Annotated in this window: 24 protein-coding genes; 14 read left to right on the top strand and 10 right to left on the bottom strand. The window is 71.5% G+C overall.

Features of this window, described 5'->3' with window-relative positions; translation table 11 throughout:
* Window positions 1-172: 172 nt before the first annotated feature.
* Together ACZ4XD_RS03300 and ACZ4XD_RS03305 are read right to left on the bottom strand one after the other, a co-directional pair.
* Window positions 173-385, bottom strand: coding sequence for an acyl-CoA carboxylase epsilon subunit (locus ACZ4XD_RS03300; protein ID WP_042147831.1), 213 nt, complete (start codon window positions 383-385; stop codon window positions 173-175).
* 40 nt (window positions 386-425) lie between these two features.
* On the bottom strand, window positions 426-2,015 hold the full coding sequence (locus tag ACZ4XD_RS03305; RefSeq protein WP_468037683.1) for an acyl-CoA carboxylase subunit beta: 1,590 nt from the start codon (window positions 2,013-2,015) through the stop codon (window positions 426-428).
* 131 nt (window positions 2,016-2,146) lie between these two features.
* Here ACZ4XD_RS03305 and ACZ4XD_RS03310 point away from each other — a divergent pair, with 131 nt between their 5' ends.
* The 5 genes from ACZ4XD_RS03310 (at window position 2,147) to hutH (ending at window position 8,513) form a co-directional block, all read left to right on the top strand.
* On the top strand, window positions 2,147-3,097 hold the full coding sequence (locus ACZ4XD_RS03310; RefSeq protein ID WP_468037685.1) for a biotin--[acetyl-CoA-carboxylase] ligase: 951 nt from the start codon (window positions 2,147-2,149) through the stop codon (window positions 3,095-3,097).
* Between the two features lie 211 nt (window positions 3,098-3,308).
* Window positions 3,309-4,463, top strand: coding sequence for an adenylate/guanylate cyclase domain-containing protein (locus tag ACZ4XD_RS03315; protein ID WP_078885504.1), 1,155 nt, complete (start codon window positions 3,309-3,311; stop codon window positions 4,461-4,463).
* Between the two features lie 181 nt (window positions 4,464-4,644).
* A complete protein-coding gene (locus ACZ4XD_RS03320; protein WP_423602903.1) occupies window positions 4,645-5,451 on the top strand; it encodes an enoyl-CoA hydratase/isomerase family protein in 807 nt (268 codons plus the stop codon).
* 286 nt (window positions 5,452-5,737) lie between these two features.
* Entirely contained in the window at window positions 5,738-6,862 is a 1,125-nt protein-coding gene (locus tag ACZ4XD_RS03325) for a GGDEF domain-containing protein (protein WP_468037788.1), read from the top strand.
* Window positions 6,863-6,968: 106 nt separating this feature from the next.
* A complete protein-coding gene (gene hutH, locus ACZ4XD_RS03330) occupies window positions 6,969-8,513 on the top strand; it encodes a histidine ammonia-lyase (RefSeq protein WP_468037688.1) in 1,545 nt (514 codons plus the stop codon).
* 40 nt (window positions 8,514-8,553) lie between these two features.
* On the opposite strand, the gene ACZ4XD_RS03335 is transcribed toward hutH, so the two are convergent.
* On the bottom strand, window positions 8,554-8,931 hold the full coding sequence (locus tag ACZ4XD_RS03335; protein WP_468037690.1) for a hypothetical protein: 378 nt from the start codon (window positions 8,929-8,931) through the stop codon (window positions 8,554-8,556).
* A 109-nt stretch (window positions 8,932-9,040) separates the two neighbouring features.
* On the opposite strand from ACZ4XD_RS03335, the gene ACZ4XD_RS03340 reads away from it, so the two are divergent.
* The 4 genes from ACZ4XD_RS03340 to ACZ4XD_RS03355 all read left to right on the top strand — a co-directional run bounded on the left by ACZ4XD_RS03340 (window position 9,041) and on the right by ACZ4XD_RS03355 (window position 13,332).
* Window positions 9,041-9,379: a hypothetical protein gene (locus ACZ4XD_RS03340; protein WP_388186264.1), complete on the top strand. Its 339-nt coding sequence runs from the start codon at window positions 9,041-9,043 to the stop codon at window positions 9,377-9,379.
* A 268-nt stretch (window positions 9,380-9,647) separates the two neighbouring features.
* Window positions 9,648-10,913, top strand: coding sequence for a L,D-transpeptidase (locus ACZ4XD_RS03345; protein ID WP_468037692.1), 1,266 nt, complete (start codon window positions 9,648-9,650; stop codon window positions 10,911-10,913).
* Window positions 10,914-11,041: 128 nt separating this feature from the next.
* On the top strand, window positions 11,042-11,998 hold the full coding sequence (locus ACZ4XD_RS03350; RefSeq protein ID WP_468037694.1) for a GNAT family N-acetyltransferase: 957 nt from the start codon (window positions 11,042-11,044) through the stop codon (window positions 11,996-11,998).
* Window positions 11,999-12,123: 125 nt separating this feature from the next.
* The gene (locus ACZ4XD_RS03355) at window positions 12,124-13,332 is read left to right on the top strand and encodes a DUF2786 domain-containing protein (protein WP_468037790.1); all 1,209 of its coding nucleotides are present in this window, start codon (window positions 12,124-12,126) and stop codon (window positions 13,330-13,332) included.
* 84 nt (window positions 13,333-13,416) lie between these two features.
* Here the strand turns inward: ACZ4XD_RS03355 and ACZ4XD_RS03360 are convergent, their stop codons facing one another.
* Window positions 13,417-14,286 (bottom strand): AraC family transcriptional regulator, encoded by an 870-nt coding sequence (locus ACZ4XD_RS03360; protein ID WP_468037696.1) that lies wholly within the window; start codon window positions 14,284-14,286, stop codon window positions 13,417-13,419.
* A 25-nt stretch (window positions 14,287-14,311) separates the two neighbouring features.
* Between ACZ4XD_RS03360 and ACZ4XD_RS03365 the strand changes: the two genes are divergently transcribed.
* Entirely contained in the window at window positions 14,312-14,884 is a 573-nt protein-coding gene (locus ACZ4XD_RS03365) for a class I SAM-dependent methyltransferase (RefSeq protein ID WP_468037698.1), read from the top strand.
* A gap of 102 nt (window positions 14,885-14,986) precedes the next feature.
* Here the strand turns inward: ACZ4XD_RS03365 and ACZ4XD_RS03370 are convergent, their stop codons facing one another.
* Entirely contained in the window at window positions 14,987-15,628 is a 642-nt protein-coding gene (locus ACZ4XD_RS03370; protein WP_468037700.1) for a response regulator, read from the bottom strand.
* Window positions 15,615-16,946 carry a sensor histidine kinase gene (locus ACZ4XD_RS03375; protein ID WP_468037702.1) on the bottom strand — a complete coding sequence of 444 codons (1,332 nt, stop codon included), beginning with the start codon at window positions 16,944-16,946 and terminating at the stop codon, window positions 15,615-15,617. Before ACZ4XD_RS03375 ends, ACZ4XD_RS03370 begins: the two co-directional genes overlap by 14 nt.
* Before the next feature lie 247 nt (window positions 16,947-17,193).
* On the opposite strand from ACZ4XD_RS03375, the gene ACZ4XD_RS03380 reads away from it, so the two are divergent.
* The 3 genes from ACZ4XD_RS03380 to ACZ4XD_RS03390 all read left to right on the top strand — a co-directional run bounded on the left by ACZ4XD_RS03380 (window position 17,194) and on the right by ACZ4XD_RS03390 (window position 21,055).
* Window positions 17,194-17,748, top strand: coding sequence for a hypothetical protein (locus ACZ4XD_RS03380; RefSeq protein WP_468037704.1), 555 nt, complete (start codon window positions 17,194-17,196; stop codon window positions 17,746-17,748).
* 177 nt (window positions 17,749-17,925) lie between these two features.
* Window positions 17,926-19,824, top strand: coding sequence for an alkaline phosphatase family protein (locus tag ACZ4XD_RS03385; protein ID WP_468037706.1), 1,899 nt, complete (start codon window positions 17,926-17,928; stop codon window positions 19,822-19,824).
* A gap of 139 nt (window positions 19,825-19,963) precedes the next feature.
* Entirely contained in the window at window positions 19,964-21,055 is a 1,092-nt protein-coding gene (locus ACZ4XD_RS03390; RefSeq protein WP_468037708.1) for an endonuclease/exonuclease/phosphatase family protein, read from the top strand.
* Window positions 21,056-21,131: 76 nt separating this feature from the next.
* Here ACZ4XD_RS03390 and ACZ4XD_RS03395 read toward each other — a convergent pair whose 3' ends face one another.
* Together ACZ4XD_RS03395 and ACZ4XD_RS03400 are read right to left on the bottom strand one after the other, a co-directional pair.
* Window positions 21,132-21,833, bottom strand: a complete 702-nt coding sequence (locus ACZ4XD_RS03395; protein ID WP_468037710.1) for a TetR/AcrR family transcriptional regulator — start codon at window positions 21,831-21,833, stop codon at window positions 21,132-21,134.
* Window positions 21,834-21,950: 117 nt separating this feature from the next.
* Complete coding sequence (locus ACZ4XD_RS03400) at window positions 21,951-22,688, bottom strand: SDR family oxidoreductase (protein ID WP_468037792.1); 738 nt, start codon at window positions 22,686-22,688, stop codon at window positions 21,951-21,953.
* Between the two features lie 275 nt (window positions 22,689-22,963).
* Here ACZ4XD_RS03400 and ACZ4XD_RS03405 point away from each other — a divergent pair, with 275 nt between their 5' ends.
* A complete protein-coding gene (locus ACZ4XD_RS03405) occupies window positions 22,964-23,785 on the top strand; it encodes a helix-turn-helix transcriptional regulator (RefSeq protein WP_468037712.1) in 822 nt (273 codons plus the stop codon).
* Between the two features lie 65 nt (window positions 23,786-23,850).
* Here the strand turns inward: ACZ4XD_RS03405 and ACZ4XD_RS03410 are convergent, their stop codons facing one another.
* Together ACZ4XD_RS03410 and mgt are read right to left on the bottom strand one after the other, a co-directional pair.
* Window positions 23,851-24,333: a nucleoside deaminase gene (locus ACZ4XD_RS03410; RefSeq protein ID WP_468037794.1), complete on the bottom strand. Its 483-nt coding sequence runs from the start codon at window positions 24,331-24,333 to the stop codon at window positions 23,851-23,853.
* Between the two features lie 27 nt (window positions 24,334-24,360).
* The gene (mgt, locus tag ACZ4XD_RS03415) at window positions 24,361-25,581 is read right to left on the bottom strand and encodes a macrolide-inactivating glycosyltransferase (protein WP_468037714.1); all 1,221 of its coding nucleotides are present in this window, start codon (window positions 25,579-25,581) and stop codon (window positions 24,361-24,363) included.
* Window positions 25,582-25,631 lie beyond the last annotated feature (50 nt).

Raw genomic sequence — 25,631 nt, forward strand, 5'->3', positions numbered from 1 at the left:
TTCCCCTTCGCGGGGGGTTTGGTGGGCCCCCCCCCCCCCCCCCCCCCCCCCCCCCTCTCCCCCTCCTCCCCCCCCCCCCCCCCCCCCCCCCCCCCCCCCCCACGGCGTAAAGGGACTAGTCAATGCACGATGCACCGACCTGGCGGCCCGGTGGCCACCCGGTGTGAACCGGTCAATGCGGCCAGTAACTCGTCCGCCAGGCCCGCGGCCCCGGATGCGGCATCCGCGCCCGCGCCGGAACCGTGGACGCGGGGTCCGACCACTCGCTGCCGTGGTCCGGCTTTCCGGGCGCGACGGCAGCGGCGGCCGCCGCGCGGGCCTGAACCACCGCCAGTGCGGCGGCCAGCTCCTCAGGGGTCGGATTGCCCCGTACGACCTTGATCATCGAGAACGGCTCCCTTCGCTGGTTCCGCTGGTTCTGCCGGTCAGAGCGGGATGTTGCCGTGCTTCTTCGGCGGCAGCGCCTCGCGCTTGTTGCGCAGGGTGCGCAGCCCGCGGACGATGTGCCGGCGCGTCTCGGACGGCATGATCACCGCGTCGATGTACCCGCGCTCGGCCGCGACATACGGGTTGAGCAGGGTGTCCTCGTACTCCTGGATCAGCTCCTGGCGCCGCTCGTCCTGCGCGGCCGGGTCCTCGATCGCGGCCAGCGTGCGGCGGTGCAGGATGTTGACCGCGCCCTGGGCGCCCATGACGGCGATCTGCGCGGTCGGCCAGGCCAGGTTGAGGTCCGCGCCCAGGTGCTTGGAGCCCATGACGTCGTACGCGCCACCGAACGCCTTGCGCGTGATGACCGTGATCAGCGGGACGGTGGCCTCCGCGTACGCGTAGATCAGCTTGGCGCCGCGCCGGATGATCCCGTCGTACTCCTGGTCGGTGCCGGGCAGGAAGCCGGGCACGTCCACAAAGGTGATCACCGGGACGTTGAACGCGTCGCAGGTCCGCACGAAGCGCGCGGCCTTCTCCGAGGCCTTGATGTCCAGGATGCCCGCGAACTGCATCGGCTGGTTGGCGACCACCCCGACCGCATGGCCCTCGACCCGCCCGAAGCCGGTCAGGATGTTCGGCGCGAACAGTGCCTGGGTCTCCAGGAATTCGTGGTCGTCCAGCACATGCTCGATCGCGGCATGCATGTCGTACGGCTGATTGGCCGAATCCGGGATCAGGACGTCGAGCTCGCGGTCGGTGTCCGAGGTCTCCAGGTCCGCCTCCTCCGGGAAGGCGGGCGCCTCGGAGAGGTTGTTGGACGGCAGGTAGGACAGCAGCCCCTTGATGTACTCGATGGCGTCCTTCTCGTCACCCGCCATGTGGTGCGCCACGCCCGAGGTGGTGTTGTGCGTACGGGCGCCGCCCAGCTCCTCGAAGCCGACATCCTCGCCGGTCACCGTCTTGATGACGTCGGGACCGGTGATGAACATGTGCGAGGTCTGGTCCACCATGACCGTGAAGTCGGTGATGGCAGGGGAGTAGACCGCACCGCCCGCACACGGGCCGACGATCAGGCTGATCTGCGGGATCACGCCGGAGGCATGGGTGTTGCGGCGGAAGATCTCGCCGTACATGCCCAGCGAGGCCACACCCTCCTGGATGCGCGCGCCGCCGGAGTCGTTGATGCCGATGACCGGGCAGCCGGTCTTGAGCGCGAAGTCCATCACCTTGACGATCTTCTCGCCGAAGACCTCGCCCAGCGCCCCGCCGAAGACCGTGAAGTCCTGGGAGAAGACCGCGACCGGGCGGCCGTCGACCGTGCCGTAGCCGGACACCACACCGTCGCCGTAGGGGCGGGTCTGCTCCAGCCCGAAATTGGTCGACCGGTGCCGCGCGAACTCGTCCAGCTCGACGAACGAGCCCTCGTCCAGCAGCAGATCGATGCGCTCACGCGCCGTCAACTTGCCCTTTGCGTGCTGCTTTTCCACGGCACGGGCGGAACCGGCATGGGTGGCTTCTTCGACCCGCCGTTGCAGATCCGCCAACTTGCCCGCGGTGGTGTGGATGTTTGCTTCCGGCTCGGACATCGGGATGCGGCTCCTGCTCGTCCTGGACTGGTGCTCGTACTGAGGGTGGTACGGGTTTGGCTACCGATCCGTAGCGTATCGGCGGGACTGCTCAGCGGCACTGCGTCGTTGACCACACCTAGGCTGATCCCATGACACCTCAACCACCGGAAAACCGGGACAAAGATGCCGGCCGCTGGAGCGACCTGAGCCGCCCGCCGCTGAACGCCACGGCGTTGCGCCGCGCCCTGGTGCGCCCCGGTGGGCTCTGGACCTCCCTGGACGTCGTCCCGGCCACCGGCTCCACCAACACCGACCTGGCGGCCCGCGCGGCCGAGGGGAAGGCCGAGGAGGGCGCCGTCCTGGTGGCCGAGGAACAGTCCGCCGGCCGCGGCCGGCTCAACCGCAGCTGGTCGGCGCCCCCGCGCTCCGGCCTCTTCTTCTCCGTCTACCTCACGCCCCGCGTCCCCGCGCAGCGCTGGGGCTGGCTCCCGCTGCTCACCGGAGTCGCCACCGCCACCGCCCTGTCCCGGACGGCCGGTATCGACACATCCCTCAAGTGGCCCAACGACATCCTGGTCAGCTGCCCCGGGGACGCCGACGCCGACGTCGCGGGCCCGGACGGGACCCCCGGAACCGGCGAGCGCAAGGTGGGCGGCATCCTCGCCGAGCGGGCCGGCTCCGGTGTCGTCATCGGCATCGGCCTGAACGTCTCCCTCACCGCCGGCGAACTCCCCGTCCCCACCGCCGGCTCCCTGGCCCTGGCGGGCGCCCGCACCACGGACCGCGACCCGCTGCTGCGCGCCGTGCTCCGCTCCCTGGAGGAGTGGTACGCCACCTGGCAGTCCGCCGTCGGCGACCCCGGCGCCAGCCGCCTCCAGGAGACCTACGCGGCCGGCTGCGCCACCCTGGGCCGCTCCGTACGCGCCGAACTCCCCGGTGACACCGCCCTCACCGGCGAGGCCGTGGCCATCGACGGTGACGGCCGCCTGGTCCTGGCCACCGCGAACGGCGTACGGCATCCGGTGGGCGCCGGCGACATCATCCATCTGCGCGCCACGGCGTCCCGGCGGCCCGGAGGCGACGACTCCCCGGCACCATGAGCCCGGCCGCGCCCCGCGCCCCCGGCTCGGGCCCCCTGTATCACGGCACCCGCCGCGCCGACGAGGGCCCGCCTCTTCCTTGGTCAGGGCCGACATGTGAGAGTGAGCCAGAGCACACCTGCCGTATCGTTGAGGCGGTCCGCCAGGGAGCGGGCCACCGGCGAGCAGTGATCGGAAGGGCAGTGCGCAGGGATCGGACAGGGAGCGGCCGGTGACCGCCGACGACTCGGGCGCCGCCTCGCGCGACACGGACACCGAGGACGAGGCAGTGAGCAACATCCCCGTCAACGACCCCCCAGGGGTCGGGGACGAGGGCGACGAGAACAACATCGCCGTCCGCCTCGAACAACTCATCCTCGGCGCCGACCGCCGCTACACGCCGTTCCAGGCGGCCCGCGGCGCCGGCGTCTCGATGGACCTCGCGGCCCGCTTCTGGCGCGCCATGGGCTTCGCCGACATCGGCCAGGTCAAGGCCCTGACCGAGGCCGATGTGCTGGCCCTGCGCCGCCTCGCCGGTCTCGTCGAGGCCGGACTGCTCAGCGAGGCCATGGCCATCCAGGTCGCGCGGTCCACGGGCCAGACCACCGCCCGACTGGCCGACTGGCAGATCGACTCCTTCCTGGAGGGCCTCACCGAGCCCCAGGACTCCGGTCTGACCCGTACGGAGATCACCTATCCGCTGGTCGAGCTGCTGCTCCCCGAGCTGGAGGAGTTCCTGGTCTACGTCTGGCGGCGCCAGCTCGCCGCCGCCACCGGCCGGGTCGTGCGGGCCCAGGACGACGCCGAGATGGTCGACCGCCGCCTGGCCGTCGGCTTCGCCGACCTGGTGGGCTTCACCCGGCTGACCCGCCGCCTGGAGGACGAGGAACTGGGCGAGCTGGTGGAGGCGTTCGAGACCACCTGCTCCGACCTGGTGGCCGCGCACGGCGGCCGGCTCATCAAGACCCTCGGCGACGAGGTCCTCTTCGCCGCGGATGACGCCGGTATCGCCGCGGAGATCGGGCTGCGGCTGATCGAGACGATGGCCCATGACGAGACGATGCCGGAGCTGCGGGTCGGTATCGCGTTCGGCACGGTCACGACCCGGATGGGCGATGTGTTCGGCACGACCGTCAACCTCGCCAGCCGTCTGACGTCGATAGCGCCGAAGGACACCGTGCTGGTGGACCAGGCGTTCGCCGAGGAGCTGGGCCGGATCGGTGACGCCCCGGTCTCCGAGGCCGATGCCGCGGCGGCGGAGAAGGCGGCCGAGGAGGGCACCGGCGCCCCGCCCCCGACGTACCGCTTCGCCCTCCAGCCGATGTGGCAGCGCCCGGTGCGCGGCCTGGGCGTCGTCGAGCCCTGGCTGCTGAACCGCCGCGACTGACCTGGCGCCGGGCCGCCGGGCCGCCGGGCCCCGGGCCGGGAGCGCGTTCTGCGGCGGATTCCCGGTCCGGTGACCGCGCCGTCCCCCGGTTATCCACAGGCGGAAGCCTGTCCTGTTGCTCCGGGCCGCCACCTGACATGATCCCCACGTCAGGTCAACGACCGTTAACAGGGAGGGCTGTATGCAACGGGAACGGCAGCTGTTCGGTGCGGACGGCTGGGTCGCCGTCGAGCGGCACGGCTTCGTGGCGGAGCTGGTCATGGACCGCCCCAAGGCCATGAACGCCGTCTCGACGGCGATGGCCGACAGCCTGGCGCAGGCCTGCGCCGAGCTGGCCGCGGACCGCTCCGTACGGGCGGTGGTCCTCAGCTCCACCCATGAGCGGGCGTTCTGCGTGGGCGCCGACCTCAAGGAGCGCAACTCCTTCACGGACGCCGACCTGATGCGCCAGCGCCCGCACACCCGCGCCGCTTATACGGGCGTGCTGGAACTGCCCGTGCCGACCATCGCCGCGGTGCACGGCTTCGCGCTCGGCGGGGGCTTCGAGCTGGCGCTGGCCTGCGATCTGATCGTCGCCGACGGTACGGCCGTGGTCGGGCTGCCGGAGGTGTCGGTCGGGGTCATCCCGGGCGGCGGGGGGACCCAGCTGCTGCCGCGCCGGGTGGGCGCGGCGCGGGCGGCCGAGCTGGTGTTCACCGCGCGGCGGGTGCCGGCGCCCGAGGCCGTGGAGCTGGGGCTGGTCGACCAGCTGGCGGCGGACGGGCAGGACCGGGCCGAGGCGCTGGAGCTGGCGGCCCGGATCGCCCGCAATTCGCCGGTCGGTCTGCGGGCCGCCAAGCGCGCCATGCGGCTGGGGCACGGGCTGGATCTGCGGGCCGGCCTCGACCTGGAGGACGGCGCCTGGCGCAGTGTGGCCTTCTCCGGGGACCGGGCGGAGGGTGTGGCGGCCTTCAACGAGAAGCGGGATCCGGAGTGGCCCGGGGAGTGAGGCGGGTGGGGGCGGTCGCCGTGCGAGCGCCGGGCGTTCCCCGCGGTCCATGCGTGATGACGCAGCGTAAACGCCGCTCCCGCACCCCTTCCGCGCCGCCTCCCCGACCTCCGACCAGGAACGACGCGCATAACGCCCGGGTGTCAATCGTGCGCGGAAAGGGGCGAAAGGGGTTAAACATTCCTACGCTGTAGTACAGAGCGTGCTCACGGTGACGGAATGCGAGGATCCGGTGACGGGCGAGGGCGATGCGAGGCTGCGGGCAGTGGTGGAGCTGGCGCAGGCGATGGCGGCCGCGCACACGCCGCGGGAATCGGCGCACGCCGCGGCGCTGGGGGTGCGTCAGGCCCTGGGTGGCTCCTTCGCCGCGATCTCGAAATGGGAGCGCGAGCTGGGGAAGCTGCGGGTGCTGGTCAATACCGGCGAACTCGCCGAGGACGAGGAGGAGTTCCCGGACGACGAGAGCTACCCCGTCCATGAATTCCCGGAGATCGTCGGCTTTCTGCACGAGCAGTGGGCGGGCGGTGGCGAGCCGAGCGCCTGGGTGGAGACCGCCGAAGGGGTGCACACCCCGGCGCCCCCGGTGCCGGAGGAGGGGCCGGCCGGGGCCGGCGGCGGCAACCGCCAGCGGATGGCCGCGCTGCGCCGCCGCGGCCGGGGCTGCTGTGTGGTCGCGCCGATCGTGCTGCACGGGCGGGCCTGGGGTGAGCTGTATGTCGCGCGGCGAACGGGGGATCCGGTCTTCGGCCGGGCGGACGCCGACTTCGCGAGCGTGCTGGCCGCGGTGACGGCGGCCGGGATCGCGCAGACCGAGAGGCTGGCGGAGGCCCGCCGGCTGGCCTTCACCGACGCGCTGACCGGCCTCGCCAACCGCCGTGCCGTCGATATGCGGCTGGACGAGGCGCTGGAGCTGCACCGCAGGGACGAGGTGGTGGTCAGCCTGGTGGTGTGTGACCTCAACGGGCTGAAGCGGGTGAACGACTCCCGCGGCCATGCGGTCGGCGACCGTCTGCTGGAGCGGTTCGGCTCGGTGCTGTCGCTGTGCGGCGCGATGCTGCCGGGCACCCTCGTCGCCCGGCTCGGCGGCGACGAGTTCTGTCTGCTCGCGGTGGGGCCGCCGGCCGACGAGGTGGTCAAGGTGGCCGGTGAACTGTGCGACCGGGCGGGGGAGTTGGACCTCGGTGAGGGGGTCGCGGTCGGGGTCGCCTCGACCGGGGACCCGATCGGCCCGGTGCGCAGCGCCCGCCGGCTCTTCCGGCTCGCGGACGCCGCGCAGTACAAGGCCAAGGCGGCGCGGTCCGGCGAGCCGGTGATCGCCGGGCGGCACGGCGGCGCGGACGATCCGGTGGTCCGGCTCGCGGACGCCCCGGACCGGCGGACGGGGCCGGAGCGCCGGCGCTTCCGGAGGTGAGGAGGTCGGTCCGTACGGCGGCACCGGTCCGCTGCGGAGATCGGTAAGGGGTGATCACGAAATCCGGTGGTGACATCCGGCGATTCAGTCTCTAGGGTTCCTGAATATGGATATGCACACTGTGGTGCTGGGGACGTCCGGCACGACCGCACAGGACGTCATCGCGGTGGCTCGCGGCGCGGCCCGGATCGAGCTGTCCGAGGAAGCCCTCGCGGCCGTCGCCACCTCCCGCGCCTTCATCGACGAACTCGCCGCCAAGCCCGACCCCGTCTACGGCGTCTCCACCGGCTTCGGTGCCCTCGCCGTCCGCCACATCAGCCCCGAGCTGCGCGTACAGCTCCAGCGCAACATCGTGCGCTCGCACGCGGCCGGGATGGGCCCGCGGGTCGAGCGGGAGGTCGTCCGCGCGCTGATGTTCCTGCGGCTGAAGACGCTCGCCTCCGGGCACACCGGCGTCCGCCCGCTCGTCGTCGAGACGATGGCGGCCCTGCTCAACGCCGGCATCACGCCCGTCGTCCACGAATACGGCTCGCTCGGCTGCTCCGGCGACCTGGCACCGCTCTCGCACTGTGCGCTGGCGCTGATGGGCGAGGGCGATGCGGAAGGCCCCGACGGTGTCGTACGGCCGGCCGCCGAGCTGCTGGCCGCGCACGGCATCGAGCCCGTCGAACTGCGCGAGAAGGAGGGCCTGGCCCTCCTCAACGGCACCGACGGCATGCTCGGCATGCTCGTGATGGCCTGCGCCGATCTCGCCCGGCTGTTCACCTCGGCGGACATCACCGCGGCCCTCTCCCTGGAGGCGCTGCTCGGCACGGACAAGGTCCTCGCGCCCGAGCTGCACGCCATCCGCCCGCACCCCGGGCAGGCCGCCGCGGCCGCCAACATGGCCAAGGTGCTGGCCGGTTCGGAGTTCACCGGTCACCACCAGGACGATGCCCCGCGCGTCCAGGACGCCTACTCCATCCGCTGCGCCCCGCAGGTCGCCGGCGCCGGCCGCGACACCCTCGACCACGCCCGCCTGGTCGCGGACCGGGAGCTGGCCGCCGCCGTCGACAACCCCGTCGTCCTCCCGGACGGCCGGGTCGAGTCCAACGGCAACTTCCACGGCGCGCCGGTGGCCTACGTCCTGGACTTCCTGGCCATTGCGGCGGCCGACCTCGGCTCGATCGCGGAGCGCCGCACCGACCGCCTGCTGGACAAGAACCGCTCGCACGGGCTGCCCGCCTTCCTGGCCGGTGACCCGGGTGTCGACTCCGGGCTGATGATCGCCCAGTACACCCAGGCCGCGCTGGTCAGCGAGCTGAAGCGGCTGGCCGCGCCCGCGTCGGTGGACTCCATCCCGTCCTCCGCGATGCAGGAGGACCATGTCTCGATGGGCTGGTCGGCGGCGCGCAAGCTGCGCACCGCGGTCGACAACCTGACCCGGATCATCGCCGTCGAGCTCTATGCGGCGACCCGTGCCATCGAGATGCGGGAGGGCCTGACGCCGGCCCCCGCCACCCGCGCCGTCCTGGACGCGGTGCGCGCAGCGGGCGTTCAGGGGCCGGGCGAGGACCGCTTCCTGGCGCCGGACCTGGAGGGCGCGTATGCGTTCGTACGGGGCGGGAAGCTGGTGGCGGCCGTGGAGTCGGTCACGGGCACGCTGGCCTGACGAGGGCCCGGCCGTCGGCGGTCGCAGCCGGCCTCGTCTCTCAGCCGGTCTCGCCGTGGGTGCGGCGGACGGAGTAGCTGACGAGGCCGGCGCCGAGCGCGAGACAGGCGACGCCGCCGATCACGTACGGCGTGGTGTCCGGGCTGCCGGTGTCGGCGAGGAAGTGCGGGCGGCCGGCGGGGTGGGCTCCGGCGCCGCTGCCGTCCGAGGTGGCCGCCGCGGACCCGCTGACGGTCTCCTGCGCCCCGCTGACCGCACGGTCGGCCAGGCCGGGACCGTCCGGTGCGGACGCCACCCGCAGCGCGGCATCCGACGCACCGTCACCTTCCGCGGTGGCATTGGCGGACGGTACGAACCACAGGGCGAACAGCACCGATCCCGCGGCCGCGGCGGTCAACAGTGGTCGTCGTGCGGTCACGGAAGCGATCCCCCTTGTGGGTTCGGGAAATTGGCCGTTGACCTCAGATGTTAATGACCGCCGCGGGTCGCGGGGAAGTCGGGAGCCGTCCATGCCTAACCTCCGTGCTATGAGCAATGGTGAGACATCACGTTTTGTGCGCCTTCATGTGGAATTGATCATGGAGGTCACCGACGCGGGCCGGCTGACCGGCGCCGCCGTCGACCACATCGAAGGGGACCCCTCGCTGCCCGGCGAGGAGCGCAGACAGTCCCTGGAGACGGTCCGGGAGGATCCGGCGGAGGCGCTGGCCCACCTGATCGACCCGTTCGACCTCGTCACCAAGGTGCCGGGCGCCGAACTCGCACAGGCCTCCTGGAGCAGCGAGGAGCTGACCGACTACGACCCGGACGCCGAGTGGGACGCGGCGGAGTGGGATCTGGCGGATGACGCGGACGGGGAGGGCTGACCGGCACCCCCGATGGCCACGGCCCCCGTACGGCTCCGCGCCGTACGGGGGTCGACTACGTGGCGCTGCGCCCGCGCCGGATGAGCACCATTTGACCGGTCCAGGCCATAAGTGGCCTTCCCCACACTTTGTGGACGCATGGAACGGGCGAAACGGAAAAGGCGTTCAAATGGCGTCGGCCGGAATGCCGCCGTCCACATGAGCCGGCGTTCAGTTGGCTGCTCGCTCGGGGAAACGTGCGAAATCGGTAGCAATGGAGATGCGTGTGATGACGGACAGCAAGCGCCGGAAGGGCCTCATAGCCGGCTCCGCGCTGCTCGGGGGCGTACTCACGCTTGCGGCGTGTGGTGGCAGCAGTGCGGCTGACCGAGGTCATGACGGTGCTGACGCCACCTGGCACGAGAGCGTCCGCCAGGTGGACGAGGCGGCGGCGAAGGATGCCTCCGACGCCAAGATCACGATCCTCCCGGAGGACGGCGCCACCGACACCGGTCTCAACAGTGACGCGAGTGTCACGGTCAGCGATGGAACCCTCACCGATGTCACCATGACCTCGGTCGAGACCAAGCAGCCGGTCAAGGGCACGCTGTCCGCCGACGGCAGCTCCTGGAAGCCGGACCAGCCGCTGAGCCGCTCGACGAAGTACAAGGTCACCGCGCACGCGGTGGACTCCCAGGGACGTAAGGCGGTGGAGAACTCCAGCTTCACCACCGTCGCCCCGGCGAACAGCTTCATCGGAAACTTCACGCCGGAGGACGGCTCGACCGTCGGTGTCGGCATGCCGGTGTCGATCAACTTCGACAAGCCGGTCAAGAACAAGACGGCCGTGGAGTCCGCGATCAAGGTCGCGTCGAGCAGCAACCAGAAGGTCGTCGGCCACTGGTTCAACGACAAGCGGCTGGACTTCCGCCCCCAGACGTACTGGAAGGCGAACTCCGAGGTCACCATGGAGCTCGGCCTGGACGGCGTCGAGGCGTCGCCGGGCGTCAAGGGCATCCAGAACAAGACCGTCAGCTTCCATGTCGGCCATGCGCAGATCAGCACCGTCGACACCAAGGCGCACGAGATGACCGTGGTGCGGGACGGCCGGACCCTCAAGACCATTCCGATCTCGGCCGGCAGCGACGAGAACGCCACCTACAACGGCAAGATGGTGATCTCCGAGCGGTTCAAGCAGACCCGGATGAACGGTTCGACGGTCGGCTTCAAGAAGCACAACGGCAAGGGCGAGTACGACATCCCCGATGTGCCGCACGCCATGCGCCTGACCAACTCCGGCACCTTCATCCACGGCAACTACTGGGGCAAGGGCATCTTCGGCAAGGCCAACACCAGCCACGGCTGCATCGGCCTGGAGGACGCCAAGGGCGCCAAGGACCCCAAGACGGACGGCGCCTGGTTCTTCAACCACTCGCAGACCGGTGACGTGGTCGATGTCGTCAACTCCCCCGACAAGAGCGTCAAGCCCGACAACGGCCTGAACGGCTGGAACATGGACTGGTCGCAGTGGGTGGCCGGCAGCGCGGTGCAGTGACGTTCCGACGGGAACGGCAGGCCCGGCACCCCCGGGTGACCTGACCGCGCACCGCCCGAAAGTGACCGATGCCCGGCGGCGCCGAAAATACGGCGCGCCGGGCATCGTCGCTGCGTACGGTCCGCCGTATGGACATCGACACCGACGACTGGTTCGCCGTGCTCGCCGCCGCCCGGGCCCATGACCGGCCGGGCGGCCCCACCCTCGAACGGGCCGCCGAGGCCGGCCGGCTGCGGATCCCTTCCCTGCACAGCCGTGCCGTCCCCGTCGCGCTGCCGGCCCCCGACGGCGCCACCGGCTACGCGGGTGTCGCCCTGCTCCGCCTCCACGACACCGCGGAGAATGCCGGCAACGCCTTCCTCGACACCCTGACGGTGCACCCCGCCCGACGCGGCCGCGGGGTGGGCCGGGCCCTGTGGGAGACGGTGCGCGAGCGGCTCGCCGCCGAGGGCCGTACCTCGGTGAGCACCCTGACGGAGCGGGGCGGCGCGGGTGAGAGGTTCGCCGTCGCCCGGGGCGCGGAGTGCGCGCTGCCGCTGGTGGCCTACGTACAGGACGTGCGGACCGCCCCCACACCGGGCACGGGCGTCCCGCTGCCCCCCGGCTACCGCTTCGCCACCTGGAGCGGGGTCGTCCCTGACGAGCATGCCGCCGCCCACGCCCGCGCCCATGACGCCATGCAGGACGCCCCGACCGGCGACCTGGACGAGCAGCACGACCCTTGGGACACCGAGCGGATACGGGCCGCGGCCCAGGTCGTCCTGGACCGTGGCGGTGTGCTGCTGACCGTGGCGGTCCTCGCGGAGGCCGACGGCGCGGTGGCCGGCTACACCGAGATCGTGCTGCCCACCCCGGACTCCGTACAGGCCGTGCAGTACGACACCGTCGTCGTCCCCGCACACCGCGGCCGCGGCCTCGGCCGGGCCGTCAAGCTGCGGATGCTGGAGTACCTGCGGGCGCAGCGGCCGGACGTACGGGAGATCGAGACGACGGTCGCCGACGAGAACACCCCGATGCGGGCGGTCAACGCCGCCCTCGGCTACCGCGCGGAGCGGACCCTCGGCCTCTACCAAGTGCGGCCCTGACGCCGGGCCGGCACCCGCCTCCCGGGGGGGTGCCGACGGGCCCTCCGTACAGTGAACGGGTGAGTGAGCGCGGAGGAAAAGGGCGCGGCGGGCCGTCGCCGTCGGCCGGTGAACTGGTCGGGCAGGTGCTCGGCAGCGTCCGTTACGCGCCGGACGGCGAGCGGGCCGAGGACGCCATCGAGGCGGGCGCCTCGATGCTGGCGGCGGCCGCGGCCGGCTGGGCGGCGGTGAGCGCGGCGGTGGTCGAGGCCGCCGTGGCGGGCGTACGGCAGTGCTGGGCGGGCGGCTGGCAGCCCGCCGACCTGGTGCGGATCGTACGGCGCGAGGCCACCGGCACCGCCCTCGCGGCGCTGGTCGTCGACGCCGTCGCGGCCGAAGCGGCCCGGGCCCCGGCCGCCCGCCCGGCTCCGGACCCGCGCTGGGCCGAGCAGCTGCGGCACCTCGGTGCCGCGGTCTGGTGGCCCGCCGACACCGGCTACCTCGACGCGCTGGCCCGGCGCCGCCGCGCCTCCCGCTTCGAGACCGCGTACGACGTGCTGGCCGCGCTGCGCCTCCTCGCCCGGCTGCCCCGGATCACCCCGCTGCCGGCCCCGCCGCGGCCCGGCACCAGGAGCGGGCCCGCCGGTGACGCCGCCGCACGCGCCCTCGGGCGGATCCGCGGACTGCTCGCCAAGGCCGAGGCGACCGACTACGCCGAGGAGGCCGAGGCGCTGTCCGCCAAGGCGCAGGAGCTGATGGCCCGGCACAGCATCGATGAGGCGCTCCTCGACCGCGCGGACGGCTCCCCGGGCGGCCGGACCGACGGCCCGTCAGCGATCCGTATCGGCATCGAGGGGCCCTACGAGCAGGCCAAGGCGCTGCTGCTCGACGCGGTCGCGGCCGCCAACCGCTGCCAGGCCGTCTGGGCCGCCGACGTCGGCTTCTCCACCCTCGTCGGCTTCGCACCCGACCTGGAGGCGGCCGAGATGCTCTACACCTCGCTGCTGCTCCAGGCCACCGCCGCGATGAACCGCGCGGGCGACGCCGTGCACGCCCGCGGCCGCTCCCGCCGCACCCGGGACTTCCGCCAGACCTTCCTCGTCGCCTACGCCGACCGCATCCGCGACCGGCTCGCGGCGGCCACCGCCGACGCCACGGCCGCCGCCACCGCCGAGTCCGCCCCCACGGCCCCCGACCTCCTCCCGGTCCTCGCCGCCCGCGCCCTCGCCGTCGAGGAGACCACCGGCGCCCTCTTCCCCGACACCGCCCCGGTCCGCCTCCGTGGCGTGCGCGACGCCGACGGCTGGCACCAGGGCAGAGCGGCGGCCGACCGGGCGAGGCTGGGGGAGGGGTGACCTCGCGGGCGACGGCGGGCACGGCAGCAGGCGTCGCGGGCTGCGCCACGGAGACCGAAGAGCCCCCCTTGGCGCCGTCCGCTGTCACGGGGTGAAGTACGCGCCCGGCGGCACCCCGACCGCCCGTCGGAAGGCCGCGACGAAGGCACTCGGGGAGGCATAGCCCACCCGCGCCGCCACCGCCGCCACCGTCGCGCCGCCGGCCAGCAGCGGCATCGCCGCCTGGAGCCGGATCCGGGTGCGCCACTGCCCGTACGGCATACCGGTGTCCGCCACGAAGGCCCGCGCCAGCGTCCGGCCGCTCGCGCCCACCCGGGGGCCCCACTCCGCCAGCGTCCGCCCGTCCGACGGATCGGTACGCAGCGCCTCCGCGACCCGGCGCGCCCGCGGGTCGCGCGGCATCGGCGCCTGCACCGTGGCCACCGACACCGGCCGCAGCTGATCGAGGACCACGGCCTCGGCCCGTTCGCGCGGCGCCGGGTCCAGCGTGCCGTCCGAGAGGTACGAGATCAGCTCGCGCAGCAGCGGTGAGACGCCGACGACGGTGGGCGCGGACCAGCCGACCGGGCAGCGGTCCGGCAGGAAGTACAGGCTCCGGAAGAGGGCCGGGCCCGCGGCGCCCGTGGCGTGCGGGGTCCCGGCCGGGATCCACAGCGCCATGGACGGCGGCAGCACCCAGGTGTTGCCGGTGGCCCGTACGGCCAGAACTCCCCTTCGCGACCAGGCCAGTTGATGGTGCTCATGACGATGGCGGGCGAACCACTGCCCCCGGTCCATCGCGAAGCTCCCGACGACGACCGCCGCCCCCGCGGGCGGCCCCGGCGGCGCCACCTGACCGTCCACCGCCTCGCGCCCGGCCGGTGGCTCCACCTCGCCCAACACCCCGCTCCCGTCCGGCTGTTCACCGCTGTCCGTCCTGCGATACAACATGTCCCCCTGTCGCGTGGTGGTCACCGCGGCCGCTCCCTACGCTCGCCGCATGACCTCCATGAATCGCTATCACCAGTGGTTGTGCAACTCCCCGATGTGGGCCCGCGCGGTGGAGAAGGACCTGCTGCCCTGGGCGCTCGAAGACGTCCCCCTGGGCGCCGACACCCTGGAGATCGGGCCCGGTTACGGCGCCACGACGCGGGTGCTGACGCGGCGGACCGGCGGCCGGCTGAGCGTCCTCGAAGTCGACGGGGGATCGGCCGAGCGACTGCGTGCGGAGTACGGCGACCGGGTCGATGTCGTGCACGGCGACGGCTGCGCGATGCCGTTGCCGGACGGCCGCTTCGACGCCGTCCTCTGCTTCACGATGCTGCATCATGTGCCGTCGCCGCGGCAGCAGGACCAGCTCTTCGCGGAGGCGTTCCGGGTGCTGCGGCCGGGCGGCGTCTTCGCGGGCTGCGACGGCCGGGCCGGCTGGGGCTTCCGCCTCATCCACCTGGGGGACACCTATGTCCCGGTGCCGCCCCGGACCCTCCCGGACCGGCTGCGCGCCGCCGGTTTCGCCACCACCGACGTCAGCCTCAGAAAGGACAACTTCCGCTTCCGCGCGGTCCGTCCGTGAGCGGGCGGCGGGACGGAGAACGGGCCGGACCGAGGGCCGTCCGGGAGGACGAGGGGTACGGCCCTGCCGGGCCCCCGGACCGCGCGTAGGGGGAGACACCCCCTACGCCAGCAACCCCCGCTCCAGCGCCGTGATCACGGCCGCGGTCCGGTCCGACACCTCCAACTTCTTGAACGCCCGCAGGAGATGGGTCTTGACCGTCGCCTCACCGATGAACAGCTGCCGGCCGATCTCGGCATTGGTCAGCCCCTGACTGACCAGCCGCAGCACCTCGCACTCCCGGCCGGACAGCAGCGGCGCCTCCACCGCCCGCGCCCGGAACAGCTTCGGGGCCAGCGAAGGCGTCAGCACCGTCGCCCCGCGCGCCGCACCGTGCACCGCGTCGATCAGCTCCGCCCGGGAACTGCCCTTGAGGAGATAGCCGGCCGCGCCCGCCTCCACGGCGCGCAGGATGTCGGCGTCGTCCTCGTAGGTGGTGACGATGACCACCTTGGTGCGCGGCGACTTCCGCAGGATGTGGCCGGTGGCGGCGACCCCGTCCATCGCGCCCATCCGCAAGTCGAGCAGCACCAGGTCCGGGGTCAGCCGCTCGGTCAGCGTCACGGCCTCCTCACCGGAGCCCGCCTGTCCCACGACCTCGATGCCCGGGTCGGATTCGAGCATGGCGCACAGGCCCTCGCGGACGACGGGATGATCGTCCGCGAGCAGCACCCGCACCACGGCCGGGTCCTCAACGCCCTTCATGTGCCGCCTCCATCCGCCGTTCCGCCCCTTCGGACCGCGCTGCCGACGGCCCGTCCGGCCGCCCCGCCGCCCCGTCCAGGGGCACCTTCACCTCGACGACGGTGCCCGCCCCCGGCTCGCTCAGCACGCTCATCGCCCCACCGATCTCCGCCAGCCGGGCCGCCATGCCCCGCAGCCCGAACCCGCTGTCCTCGTCCCCGCCGCCGGGCCCGTCCTGACCGCCCTCCGCCGCACCGCGCTCCGCCTCCGTGGCGTCGAACCCCTTGCCGTCATCGGTGACGTGGAGCCCGACGTGGCCCTCGTCGTACCGCAGCACCAGGTCCACCGTGCGGGCGTCGGCGTGCTTGCGCACATTGGTGCCGGCCTCCTGCGCGGCCCGCAGCAGGACGACATTGACCGCCATCGGCAGCGGGCGCTCGTCCCCCTCGACGGCGAACCGCGCCAGCAGCCCGGTCTGCGCGGCCAGCCCGTCCGCCTGCCGCCGCAGCGCCTGCGCCAGGGAACTCTCCCGCAGCGAGGCGGGCGTCCGGTCGGCGACGAAGGAACGGGCCTCCGCCAGGCTCTCCTTGGCCATCCGCCCGACCAGCGCGAGGTGCTTCCGGGCCGCGGCGGGGGCGTCTTCCACCTCCGCATCGGCGGCCTGCACCAGACTGATGATGCTGGTCAGGCTCTGCGCCAAGGTGTCGTGAATCTCCCGCGCCAGCCGCTCGCGCTCGGCGGAGATCCCGGCCTGGTGCGACAGCCGGGCCACCTGCTCGCGGTTCCTCCGCAGCTCCTCGATCAGTTCGGCGTGCTCCCTGTTCTGCCGTACCACCCTCTTGATCCACAGCCCGAGGAGCACGGACAGGGCGATCCCGAGCAGCGACGCCAGCAGCACGAACAGCATCAGCGGGGCGGTGGCGCCGCCCTGCAGCCACAGCATCGTGACGGGGACGAGATTGCCGAGTACGCCCGCCACCACGGCCGGCCGGGTGTCCAGGCTCATCATCAGCATCGGGACGAGCGCGAACAGCGCGAACGCACTCGACAGATCCACCGCGGTGGCCAGCCCGAACAGCCCGAAGAGCCCGCCGGCGAAGACCGCGTTCCGCCGGTCCCGCTCATGACGCAGCATCAGCGGCCGCCCGATCCCCGCGTACCAGGGCACGGCCAGCGTCAGCGCACCGATCGCGATCAACCGCCCGGTCTGCGGTACGGCGGAGGTGAACACCAGCCCCGTGGTAACCAGATAGCAGATCACGAAGTAGCTGTCCCACAGCCCGAACCAACGCACCCGTGCGTCGGGCGCGCGCCGCGCCTCACACGTCACCGTGTCCATCCCCCTGCATTTCCGAACGGCCCCGCACCGGGGCGCGGGCGCCATCGCGCCACCGCGGCCCCAGTCCTATCACCCCCGCTTCCGCCTCGGCCGCACTGTCCACCGACCGGTGGACAGCTGAATCCACCGGCCGGTCGTACCCCCACAACAAGGTGTCGCCATAACGTCGTTGACGGCGGTCGGCGGACAGCGCAGAAACCGCCGGAGCAACAGACCTCGCAGCATTGCGGAAAGGCCCCGGATTTCCATGAACCACCTGAGTCAGTTCGTTATCGCGCTGATTGCCAGCGCCTCCATTCTCACCATCATCCTGGCGACCGACCTGGGCCGCCGCCGGGTCACCAATATGCGGATGCTGCGCTCCGTACTCGCCGTCGCCGTCATCATCGCGATCTTCGTGGACTCCTTCCCGACCTCGGGGAACGCCCCGTCCTTCCAGCTCATCGGCGTTGGCGTGGGCGTGATCTGCGGTCTGGTCGCCGGTGCCCTGCTCCCCGCCCACCGCGGCGCCGACGGGCAGATCTACACCATCGGCGGATTCGGCTACGCCCTGGTCTGGATTGTTCTCTCCAGCGCCCGCGTCCTTTTCGCCTACGGCGCCGAGCACTGGTACGCCGAGGGTCTGGTCCGCTTCAGCATCGAAAATGAGCTCAGCGGTCCGGACGTCTACTCCAATGCCTTTGTCTTCATGTCCCTTGCCATGGTTCTCACCCGCACCGCGGTGCTGGTGGCCAAGCGCCGACGCATTCGCCTTTCGCCCGTGGAGCCGGCGGGGAAGGAAGAGCAGCCGGCCGTGGTTTGAGGGGTGCCCGGCGAGGTCCGGCGCGCTCCCCGAGGCGCGCCGGACCAGTCCAGCGGGACCCCGATGATGGACCAGGATTGAACCGAAGCCGCCGGCCGTCCGTACAGATAACGGCGGCCGAATCCCCGGTTCCGGTCCGCCGTGCCACCACCGGCCTCGCACGGAAGGACCTTCGGGTTGCCGCACTCCACGCGCCTCAGCCAGCCGCCGAACACGAAGAAAGCAACCACGACGGACGCCCCGCCGCCGGACGACCCTCCGGAGCAGACGGCGGACGGCGGCACTCCGGAGCAGACGCCGGACGACCCTCCGGAGCAGACGGCGGACGGTTCTCCGGAGCAGACGCCGGACGAGACCGCCGCGGACCTTGCGGCCGTCGCCGGTCACGGCTGGCGGGACCGGTATCCGGCCGTGGCGCGGGCCGTGGGGCGGACGGTCACCGTGCTGGCCGCCGTATTGGTGCTCTCCGCGCTGCTGCTGCCGAATCAGCTCACCCGCCTCACCCCCGCCGAGTTCCTGCGTATCCCGGTGGAGGGCATCTTCGGTGCGGCCCTCCTTCTGCTCCTGCCGCCCAGGGCGCGGCGGGTGGCGGCCGTGGTCGCCGGCGTCGGCCTCGGCCTGCGGACCCTCCTGAACTGCCTCGACATGGGCTTCTATTCGGTGCTCGCCCGGCCCTTCGACCCGGTGCTCGACTGGATCCTGTTCGACGACGCCGAGTCGTTCCTCAAGGACTCGATAGGCCAGGCGGGCGCGATCGGCGCCGTGGTCGGCGTCGTGCTCCTCGTGCTCGCCCTGCTCGTCCTCATGACCCTGGCGGTCATCCGGCTCACCCGCCTCCTGGTGCGGCACAGCGCCGTGGCGACCCGTACGACCCTCGTACTCGGCACCGTCTGGATCACCTGCGCGGCGCTCGGCGTACAGCTCGCCGGTGTCCCGGTCGCCGCCACGAACACCGCCGACCTCGTCCGGGACAGCGCGCAGCGGCTGCGCGCGAGCCTGGCCGACCAGCAGGTGTTCGCCAAGGAAGCGGGTGTCGACGCCTTCCGCGACACCCCGCCCGACCAGCTGCTGACCGGACTGCGCGGCAAGGACGTCATCTTCACCTTCATCGAGAGCTACGGCCGCAGCGCGATCGCGGACCCGGCGATGGCGTCGCAGGTCGACGCGGTGCTCAAGGACGGGACCAAGCGGCTGCGCAAGGCCGGGTTCGCCTCCCGGAGCGCCTGGCTCACCTCACCGACGGCGGGCGGCGGCAGCTGGCTGGCCCACTCCACGTTCATGTCCGGCCTGTGGATCAACAACCAGCAGCGCTACCGCACCGTCACCTCCAGCGACCGCATGCCGCTCACCGACGCGTTCAAGCGCTCCGGTGCCTGGCGCACGGCCGGCATCATGCCGGGCGTCACCCGCTCCTGGCCCGAGGGCAAGTTCTACGGCCTCGACCACGTCTACGACACCCACCATCTCGGCTACCAGGGGCCGCAGTTCAGCTGGTCGCGGGTGCCCGACCAATACAGCCTGTCGGCCTTTGAGCGCCTGGAACACGGCAAGCGCCATGACAAGCCGCTGATGTCGGAGATCATCCTCGTCTCCAGCCACAACCCCTGGGCGCCCATCCCCAAGATGATCGGCTGGGACGAACTCGGCGACGGCTCCGTCTACGACGCCATCAAGAAGGCGGGCAAGGACCCCAAGGAGGTGTGGAAGGACCCCGCACAGGTACGGACCGAGTACCGCCGCGCGATCCAGTACTCGCTGCACAGCCTCATCTCGTACATGGAGAAGTACGGCAACAAGAACACCGTGCTGGTCTTCCTCGGTGACCACCAGCCCGTCCCGACCGTCACCGGCGAGAACGCCAGCCGGGACGTACCGGTCGCACTGGTCGCGCACGACCCCGCCGTACTGGACCGGATCTCCGGCTGGAACTGGCAGAACGGCCTGAAGCCCGGCCCGAAGACCCCGGTCTGGCGGATGGACACCTTCCGCGACCGCTTCCTGAAGGCGTACGGCCCCCGGCCGGGAGGGAAGCCGGGAGGGAAGCCGGGAGGGAAGCCGGTGCGGTCGGGGCACTGACCGTAAGCCGGCGGACCACCGCTGCGAGGGCCCGGACCCGCTCCGCCGCCGACGCCCAGGGCCGCTCCCCCGGGAGCGGCCCTGCTCCGTTCGACAGCCATGGCACCCGGCCGGAGAATTGGAAGTGTGAGGAGGGGCCATGAGCATTCGCATAGCCACTTTCAACTGCGAGAACCTCTTCCGGAGGCCCGTCGTCTTCAGCGTCGGCAACGAGCCGGAGCACAACGCCATTCTGGAGGACTTCAGGAAACTTGTGGAAATCCTCGATCACCACACGTATACGGCCAACGACAAGAAAAAGATCATCGAGCTTCTCAAGAAGCACAGCGTCGATGTCTCCCAGGAAATCTCCACCCAGACGATCCTGGTGAACGAGCCGCGCGGACAGGCCAAGCTGCTCATGGGTGAGGGCAGGAACATCGACATCAGGCCCGAGGTCACGGGACGGGACGACTGGGTCGGCTGGGCCGAACTGGTCAAGGGCGACCTCAGCTGGGACGCCGTCAAGAACACCGCCCGGGTGATCGCCGAGGTGAACGCCGACATACTGCTGACGGTCGAAGTCGAGGACCGGCTCACCCTGCACCGCTTCAACAAACAGGTGCTGGCGGGCCAATTCGACGCGGAACCCTACCCGTTCAACATGCTGATCGACGGCAATGACATTCGCGGCATCGATGTCGGGCTGTTCAGCCGGCACCCGATCACCTCCGTACGCTCGCACATCTTCGACAAGGAGGATTCCCGGGAAATCTTCAGCCGGGACTGCCCGGAATTCGAGATCGACATCCATGGCAAACCGCTCTGGCTCCTCGGGAACCACTTCAAGAGCAAGCGGGGCGGCGGAGGGGCCGACAAGCGCAAGCTCCAAGGTAAGCGCGTCGCCAAGCTCTACCGGGCCGCGCTCAAGCGTTCGCCCCATGTCGTGGTCGCCGGGGACCTCAACGACACCCCGGGCAGCCCGCCGCTCGAATTCCTTGAGGCCACCAGCCTCAAGGACGCGATGACCCACGACAGTTACGAGGGACCGCCCGGCACCCACGGGAAGTGCACGAGCGCCAACGACAAGATCGACTACCTGATGTTCTCGCCGGAGCTGTTCGCCAAGGTGGACAAGGTCGAGGTGGAGCGGCGTGGGATCTTCGAGTTCGGCACCCCGTTCGACTCCGTGCACGGACCCGGCGACCAGGCATCCGACCACGCTGCCATCGTCACCGAACTCGACCTGTAGGTAGGAGAGTTCGTCGGCAGGTCGGCAGGTCGGCAGGTCGGCAGGTCGGCAGGTCGGGCCCGGGCGGGCGCGACCGTCACACCCCAGCCGTCAGCCCATCGATCATGCGGTCGAGAAGGCGGTCGAACACGGCCTGCGGTGCCGAGTCAGGACCCGGCACCGCCAGGGCCTGCGCGAGGTGGGGATAGCGGCCCTCGACGGCAACGGACCGGAGGTAACGGGCCTGCGCGTCCAGGAGTTCACCGGAGGTGGGCCCACCGGCTTCGACCGCCCGCTCCTGGGCGAGTTCATAGGAAACATGGCTGGCCACGAAGCCGGTGAGCAGGCTGAACGTCTCCAGCCGGGCGGGGGCGTCGAGGCCGACGGGGGCGAGCACGGCGAGGGCGTACTCCAGGGCGGCGAGCGCGTTCGGGCCGAGTGTCTGCCGGGCCGAGAGCGCCCCGGCCAGCCACGGATGCCGCCGCATGATCGTGCGCTGCTCCTGCGCGAACTGCCGCAGGTCGGCCCGCCAGTTGCCGGACGGCGCGGCCGGCAGCCGGTGATCGCCGCTCACCTGGTCGATCATCAGCTCCAGCAGCGTCTCCTTGTTGGGGACGTAGCTGTAGAGAGACATCGTGCCGGCCCCGATGCGGGCCGCGACCGCGCGCATGGTGACCGCGGCGAGCCCTTCGGCGTCGGCGAGGGCAATGGCCGCGGTCGTGATCGCGGCGCGGCTGTGGGCCGGCGGCCGCCCCCGTCGCGGGCGTTCGGCCTGCGACCAGAGCTGCTCGGGATCCACACCGGCACCACGGCCGACTGAGCCTGTACGGGGCACGGCAACCTCTCCTCACTCCTGGCGCCATCCAATCACCCCGCCTCGCACACCCCGCACGCCGTACGGGAATTCGGCCCGCCGTCAGCGCTGTGCGACCGGCCGGACGACGACCTCGTTCACATCGACCGCGGCGGGCTGCTCGATGGCGAACGCGATGGCGCGGGCGATCGCCTCGGGAGGTATGGCGATGTCGTCCCGCATCTTCGTGATCTCCGCCCGGACCCGGCTGTTGCTCGACGCCTCGGCGAAGTCGGTGGCGGTCACCCCGGGCGAGACGGTGGTCACCCGCAGCGCGTCGCCGGCCTCCTGGCGCAGCCCTTCGCAGATCGCCCGGACCGCGTACTTGGTGCCGGCGTAGACCGCCATGGCGGGGACGACGCGAAAGGCGGCGGTGGAGGCGATGGTGACGAAGTGCCCGGTGCCCTGGGCGCGGAAGACCGGCAGTGCGGCGGCGATGCCGTGCAGCACGCCCTTCACATTGACGTCGACCATCCGGTCCCACTCCTCGACGCGCAGATCGTCAAGAGGCGAGATCGTGCCGGCCCCGGCGTTGCTGACCAGGACGTCGAGCCGGCCGAAGCGCTCACGGGCCAGCGCGACCAGGGCGTGCAGGTCGTCCGGCCGGGTCACATCGGTGCGGAGCTGCACGGCCGCGCCACCCGCCCGCTCGATCCGGTCCACCAGCTCCGCCAGCCGCTCGGAGCGCCGCGCACCGAGAACCAGCCGCGCCCCACGCTCGGCGAGCAACAACGCGGTCGCCGCACCGATACCACTGCTGGCTCCCGTAACAGCCACCACTTTTCCTGCAATTCCAGCAATTTCAGCAATCCCAGCAGTTCCGGCAGTTCCAGCAGTTCCAGACATGAGGAAATTCCTTCCTTCTCGGCGGGGGATGGGGGTCGGGGAGGAGGCCGCGTAGCCGTCGCAGCCGTCGCAGCCGTCGCAGCCGTCGCAGCCCGCTCAGAGCCGTCGGAGCCCGGTCGGAGCCGTCGGCGCCGTGTCGCGCCGCTTTTCGGCGTCCGGCCCTCGCCCACCACTCTCCAGCAGCCTTAGCCTGGTATCCAGAACGTACTTATTCTGGAACTGAGGCTGCTATGCCCCCGCCATCGGACCAACGTCAGCAGCTGGCCGCGTTCCTGCGCAGTCGGCGGGAACGCCTCACTCCGGCCGAGGTCGGCCTGCCGCAGACCGCCCGTCGCCGCACGCCGGGCCTGCGCCGGGAGGAGCTGGCGCTGCTGGCCGGCATCAGCGCCACCTGGTACACGTACCTGGAGCAAGGACGCGAGATCCGCGCCTCCGAACAGGTGCTGACCGCCCTGTCCACCGCACTACGGCTCGACCGCCACGAGCGCGCCCACCTTCTCCAGCTGGCCGGTCACGCTCCCGCGGACGCATCCGAGGACCGCGAACCGCTCACCCCCGAGGCCGCGGCCGTACCGCTCCTGCTCCAGCCCCACCCCGCGTACCTCATCGACGGCACCTACGACGTCCTCAGCCACAACCAAGCGGCCGAAGCCCTCTTCCCCCGCCTCATCGACCACGAGGCAACGCGCCCGCCCAACTTCCTCCGTTGGACGTTCCTCGAACCGGCCGCCCGCGACATCGTGCTCGACTGGGAACCCGAGGCCCGCGCCCTGCTGGCCCGGTTCCGAACCCTGTCCGAACGCCACCCCGCCGACCCGCGCTACCCCCGCCTCATCGACGAGTTGAGAACCCACAGCCCGGAAGCACGCGCCTGGTGGCCCCACTACGAGGTGCAGCCCCGCCACAGCGGCCACAAACGCCTGCGCCACCCGCAACGCGGACCGGTCGCATACGCCTACACCGCCTTCCACCTGGCCGAACAGCGGGAGCAGACGCTGGTGGTCTACATCGATACGGCGACGGCATCCGGCCAGCCGCTCCCCGGGCTCTGAGCGCAACGATCAGGGCTGTGAGGGCACGTCAGGTGTGTCAGGGCGCATCCGGCGCATCCGGCGCATCAGGACACGCAATGAAAACGGCGGTGCAGTTCGCGCACCTGCTCCGCCAGGCCGGGAACCGGGCCCTCCACCACGAGGTCGGGAACGACGTCCCGGATCGGGAGGGCGCGTACGGGAGGGGCGGGAACCCCCAGCTCGTCGAGCCAGGCGGTCAGTTGCTCGGAGGAGCTCACGTACACGATGCGCCCCAGCCCGGCCCAGCCGTGCGCGGCGGCACACATCGGGCAGTGCTCACCGGAGGTGTAGACGGTCGCCGCCGCTCGTTCCTCGGGGGACAGGTGCGCCGAGGACCAGCGCGCCAGCTCGAATTCCGGGTGACGGGTCCGGTCGCCGGAGGCCACCCGGTTGTGGTCCTCGGCGAGGACACTCCCGTCCCCGCCGACGAGCACGGAGCCGAACGGTTCGTCGCCCGCCTCCAGTGCCTCGGTTGCCAGCTCCACGCAGCGGCGCAGGTGCCGCAGTTCGTTCTCGTTCACGACGATGCTCCCAGCACGCGGTCTCCAGGGATGCTAAGCCTTCGCCCCCCTCATTAGCTCGGCCTCGATGAGGTCGGCCGCCCGCTGGGTGCCGCCCTCGTCGGCCATCTCCCGCTGGACGGCCGCGAGGCGCCGGGCCACGTCCGGGTCGTCGACGAGCGCGAGCACCGCCGCACGGAGGGTGCCGGCGTCCGCCTCGTCCATCGGCACATGGCGGGCCACGCCGAGCCCCTGAAGCATGTCCGCGTTACCGAACTGGTCAACGGCCTGCGGGACGGCCACCATGGGCGTGGCGGTGGCCAGACCCTCCTGGCTGCCACCCGCGCCGGCATGCGTGATGAACGCGTCAGCCTTCCTCAGGATCGCCAACTGCGGTACCCACTGTCGCACTTCGACGTTCCCGGGAACCTCCCCGAGCTCCTCGGCGGTGACATGCTTGCCCACCTGGAGCACGACATGCCAGCCCGGCAGATCCCCGAACGCCTTGACGCACTCGCGGTAGAAACCGGGCTGCTTGGTGAAGGACGAGCCGAGCGAGACCAGCAACACGCGCTCGGCGCCCACGGGCCGTTCCCAGTCCCCCTGCGCCGCACGCTCCCCCTGGCAGGCGCCGACGAACGAGTGCACGTTCTCATCTACCCGGTCGGCATGCGGCTGAAGCGCCTTGGGGATGAGCACGATCGACCGACCGGGCCGGCCGACGAACGGATCGGGATGCTGCGTGATCCCGTTCTCCGTAAGCCAGTTGCTGAACTTCTCGTAGTAGGCCCGTCCGCGCTCGGTCGCCCTGGGCTCCGCCCACATCGGCTCGGCGACCTCCTCCTCATACCCCTCCCACGCCACGAGGTTCGGCGAGAGCGAGACCGCCGGCACCCCCCAGCGATGCGCGAGAACACGCGCCGGGTACGAGGTGATGTCATGCAGCACGAGATCCGGCTTATCCCCGCGATAAGCCTCGATGAGCTGCGGCAGCACCTGAATCGCCTCATCGAGAAACGGCTCGACGTTATCGAGAAGCGTGGTCCCCCACGCCGACGGATCATCATCCGGCGACGGCAACGTCGTGCGATACAACACGGGCTCCGCCCCCGTCTCGGCAACCTTCTCCGCAAAAAGATGCGGGATCGCGTACGTGACACGGTGCCCCCGGGCGACGAGCTCGCGGATCACTTCGAGACTCGGGTTCACATGCCCGTGGGCGGCGATGGAGAACATGGCGATATGGGCACGCTTGGGGTGTTCCGGGGTCGTCATACCCTCACGCTAAGCGAGACGATACGTCTCGTGCAACCTATTTCCGGTTG

The sequence above is a fragment of the Streptomyces sp. NPDC029466 genome, assembly GCF_055574515.1.

What these genes read in the sequence shown, in the direction of transcription:
- ACZ4XD_RS03300 (WP_042147831.1), bottom strand. Translation starts at nt 385, where the DNA reads ATGATCAAGGTCGTACGGGGCAATCCGACCCCTGAGGAGCTGGCCGCC.
- ACZ4XD_RS03305 (WP_468037683.1), bottom strand. Translation starts at nt 2,015, where the DNA reads ATGTCCGAGCCGGAAGCAAACATCCACACCACCGCGGGCAAGTTGGCG.
- ACZ4XD_RS03310 (WP_468037685.1), top strand. Translation starts at nt 2,147, where the DNA reads ATGACACCTCAACCACCGGAAAACCGGGACAAAGATGCCGGCCGCTGG.
- ACZ4XD_RS03320 (WP_423602903.1), top strand. Translation starts at nt 4,645, where the DNA reads ATGCAACGGGAACGGCAGCTGTTCGGTGCGGACGGCTGGGTCGCCGTC.
- ACZ4XD_RS03325 (WP_468037788.1), top strand. Translation starts at nt 5,738, where the DNA reads ATGGCGGCCGCGCACACGCCGCGGGAATCGGCGCACGCCGCGGCGCTG.
- hutH (WP_468037688.1), top strand. Translation starts at nt 6,969, where the DNA reads ATGGATATGCACACTGTGGTGCTGGGGACGTCCGGCACGACCGCACAG.
- ACZ4XD_RS03340 (WP_388186264.1), top strand. Translation starts at nt 9,041, where the DNA reads ATGAGCAATGGTGAGACATCACGTTTTGTGCGCCTTCATGTGGAATTG.
- ACZ4XD_RS03345 (WP_468037692.1), top strand. Translation starts at nt 9,648, where the DNA reads ATGACGGACAGCAAGCGCCGGAAGGGCCTCATAGCCGGCTCCGCGCTG.
- ACZ4XD_RS03350 (WP_468037694.1), top strand. Translation starts at nt 11,042, where the DNA reads ATGGACATCGACACCGACGACTGGTTCGCCGTGCTCGCCGCCGCCCGG.
- ACZ4XD_RS03365 (WP_468037698.1), top strand. Translation starts at nt 14,312, where the DNA reads ATGACCTCCATGAATCGCTATCACCAGTGGTTGTGCAACTCCCCGATG.
- ACZ4XD_RS03370 (WP_468037700.1), bottom strand. Translation starts at nt 15,628, where the DNA reads ATGAAGGGCGTTGAGGACCCGGCCGTGGTGCGGGTGCTGCTCGCGGAC.
- ACZ4XD_RS03375 (WP_468037702.1), bottom strand. Translation starts at nt 16,946, where the DNA reads ATGGACACGGTGACGTGTGAGGCGCGGCGCGCGCCCGACGCACGGGTG.
- ACZ4XD_RS03380 (WP_468037704.1), top strand. Translation starts at nt 17,194, where the DNA reads ATGAACCACCTGAGTCAGTTCGTTATCGCGCTGATTGCCAGCGCCTCC.
- ACZ4XD_RS03390 (WP_468037708.1), top strand. Translation starts at nt 19,964, where the DNA reads ATGAGCATTCGCATAGCCACTTTCAACTGCGAGAACCTCTTCCGGAGG.
- ACZ4XD_RS03405 (WP_468037712.1), top strand. Translation starts at nt 22,964, where the DNA reads ATGCCCCCGCCATCGGACCAACGTCAGCAGCTGGCCGCGTTCCTGCGC.
- mgt (WP_468037714.1), bottom strand. Translation starts at nt 25,581, where the DNA reads ATGACGACCCCGGAACACCCCAAGCGTGCCCATATCGCCATGTTCTCC.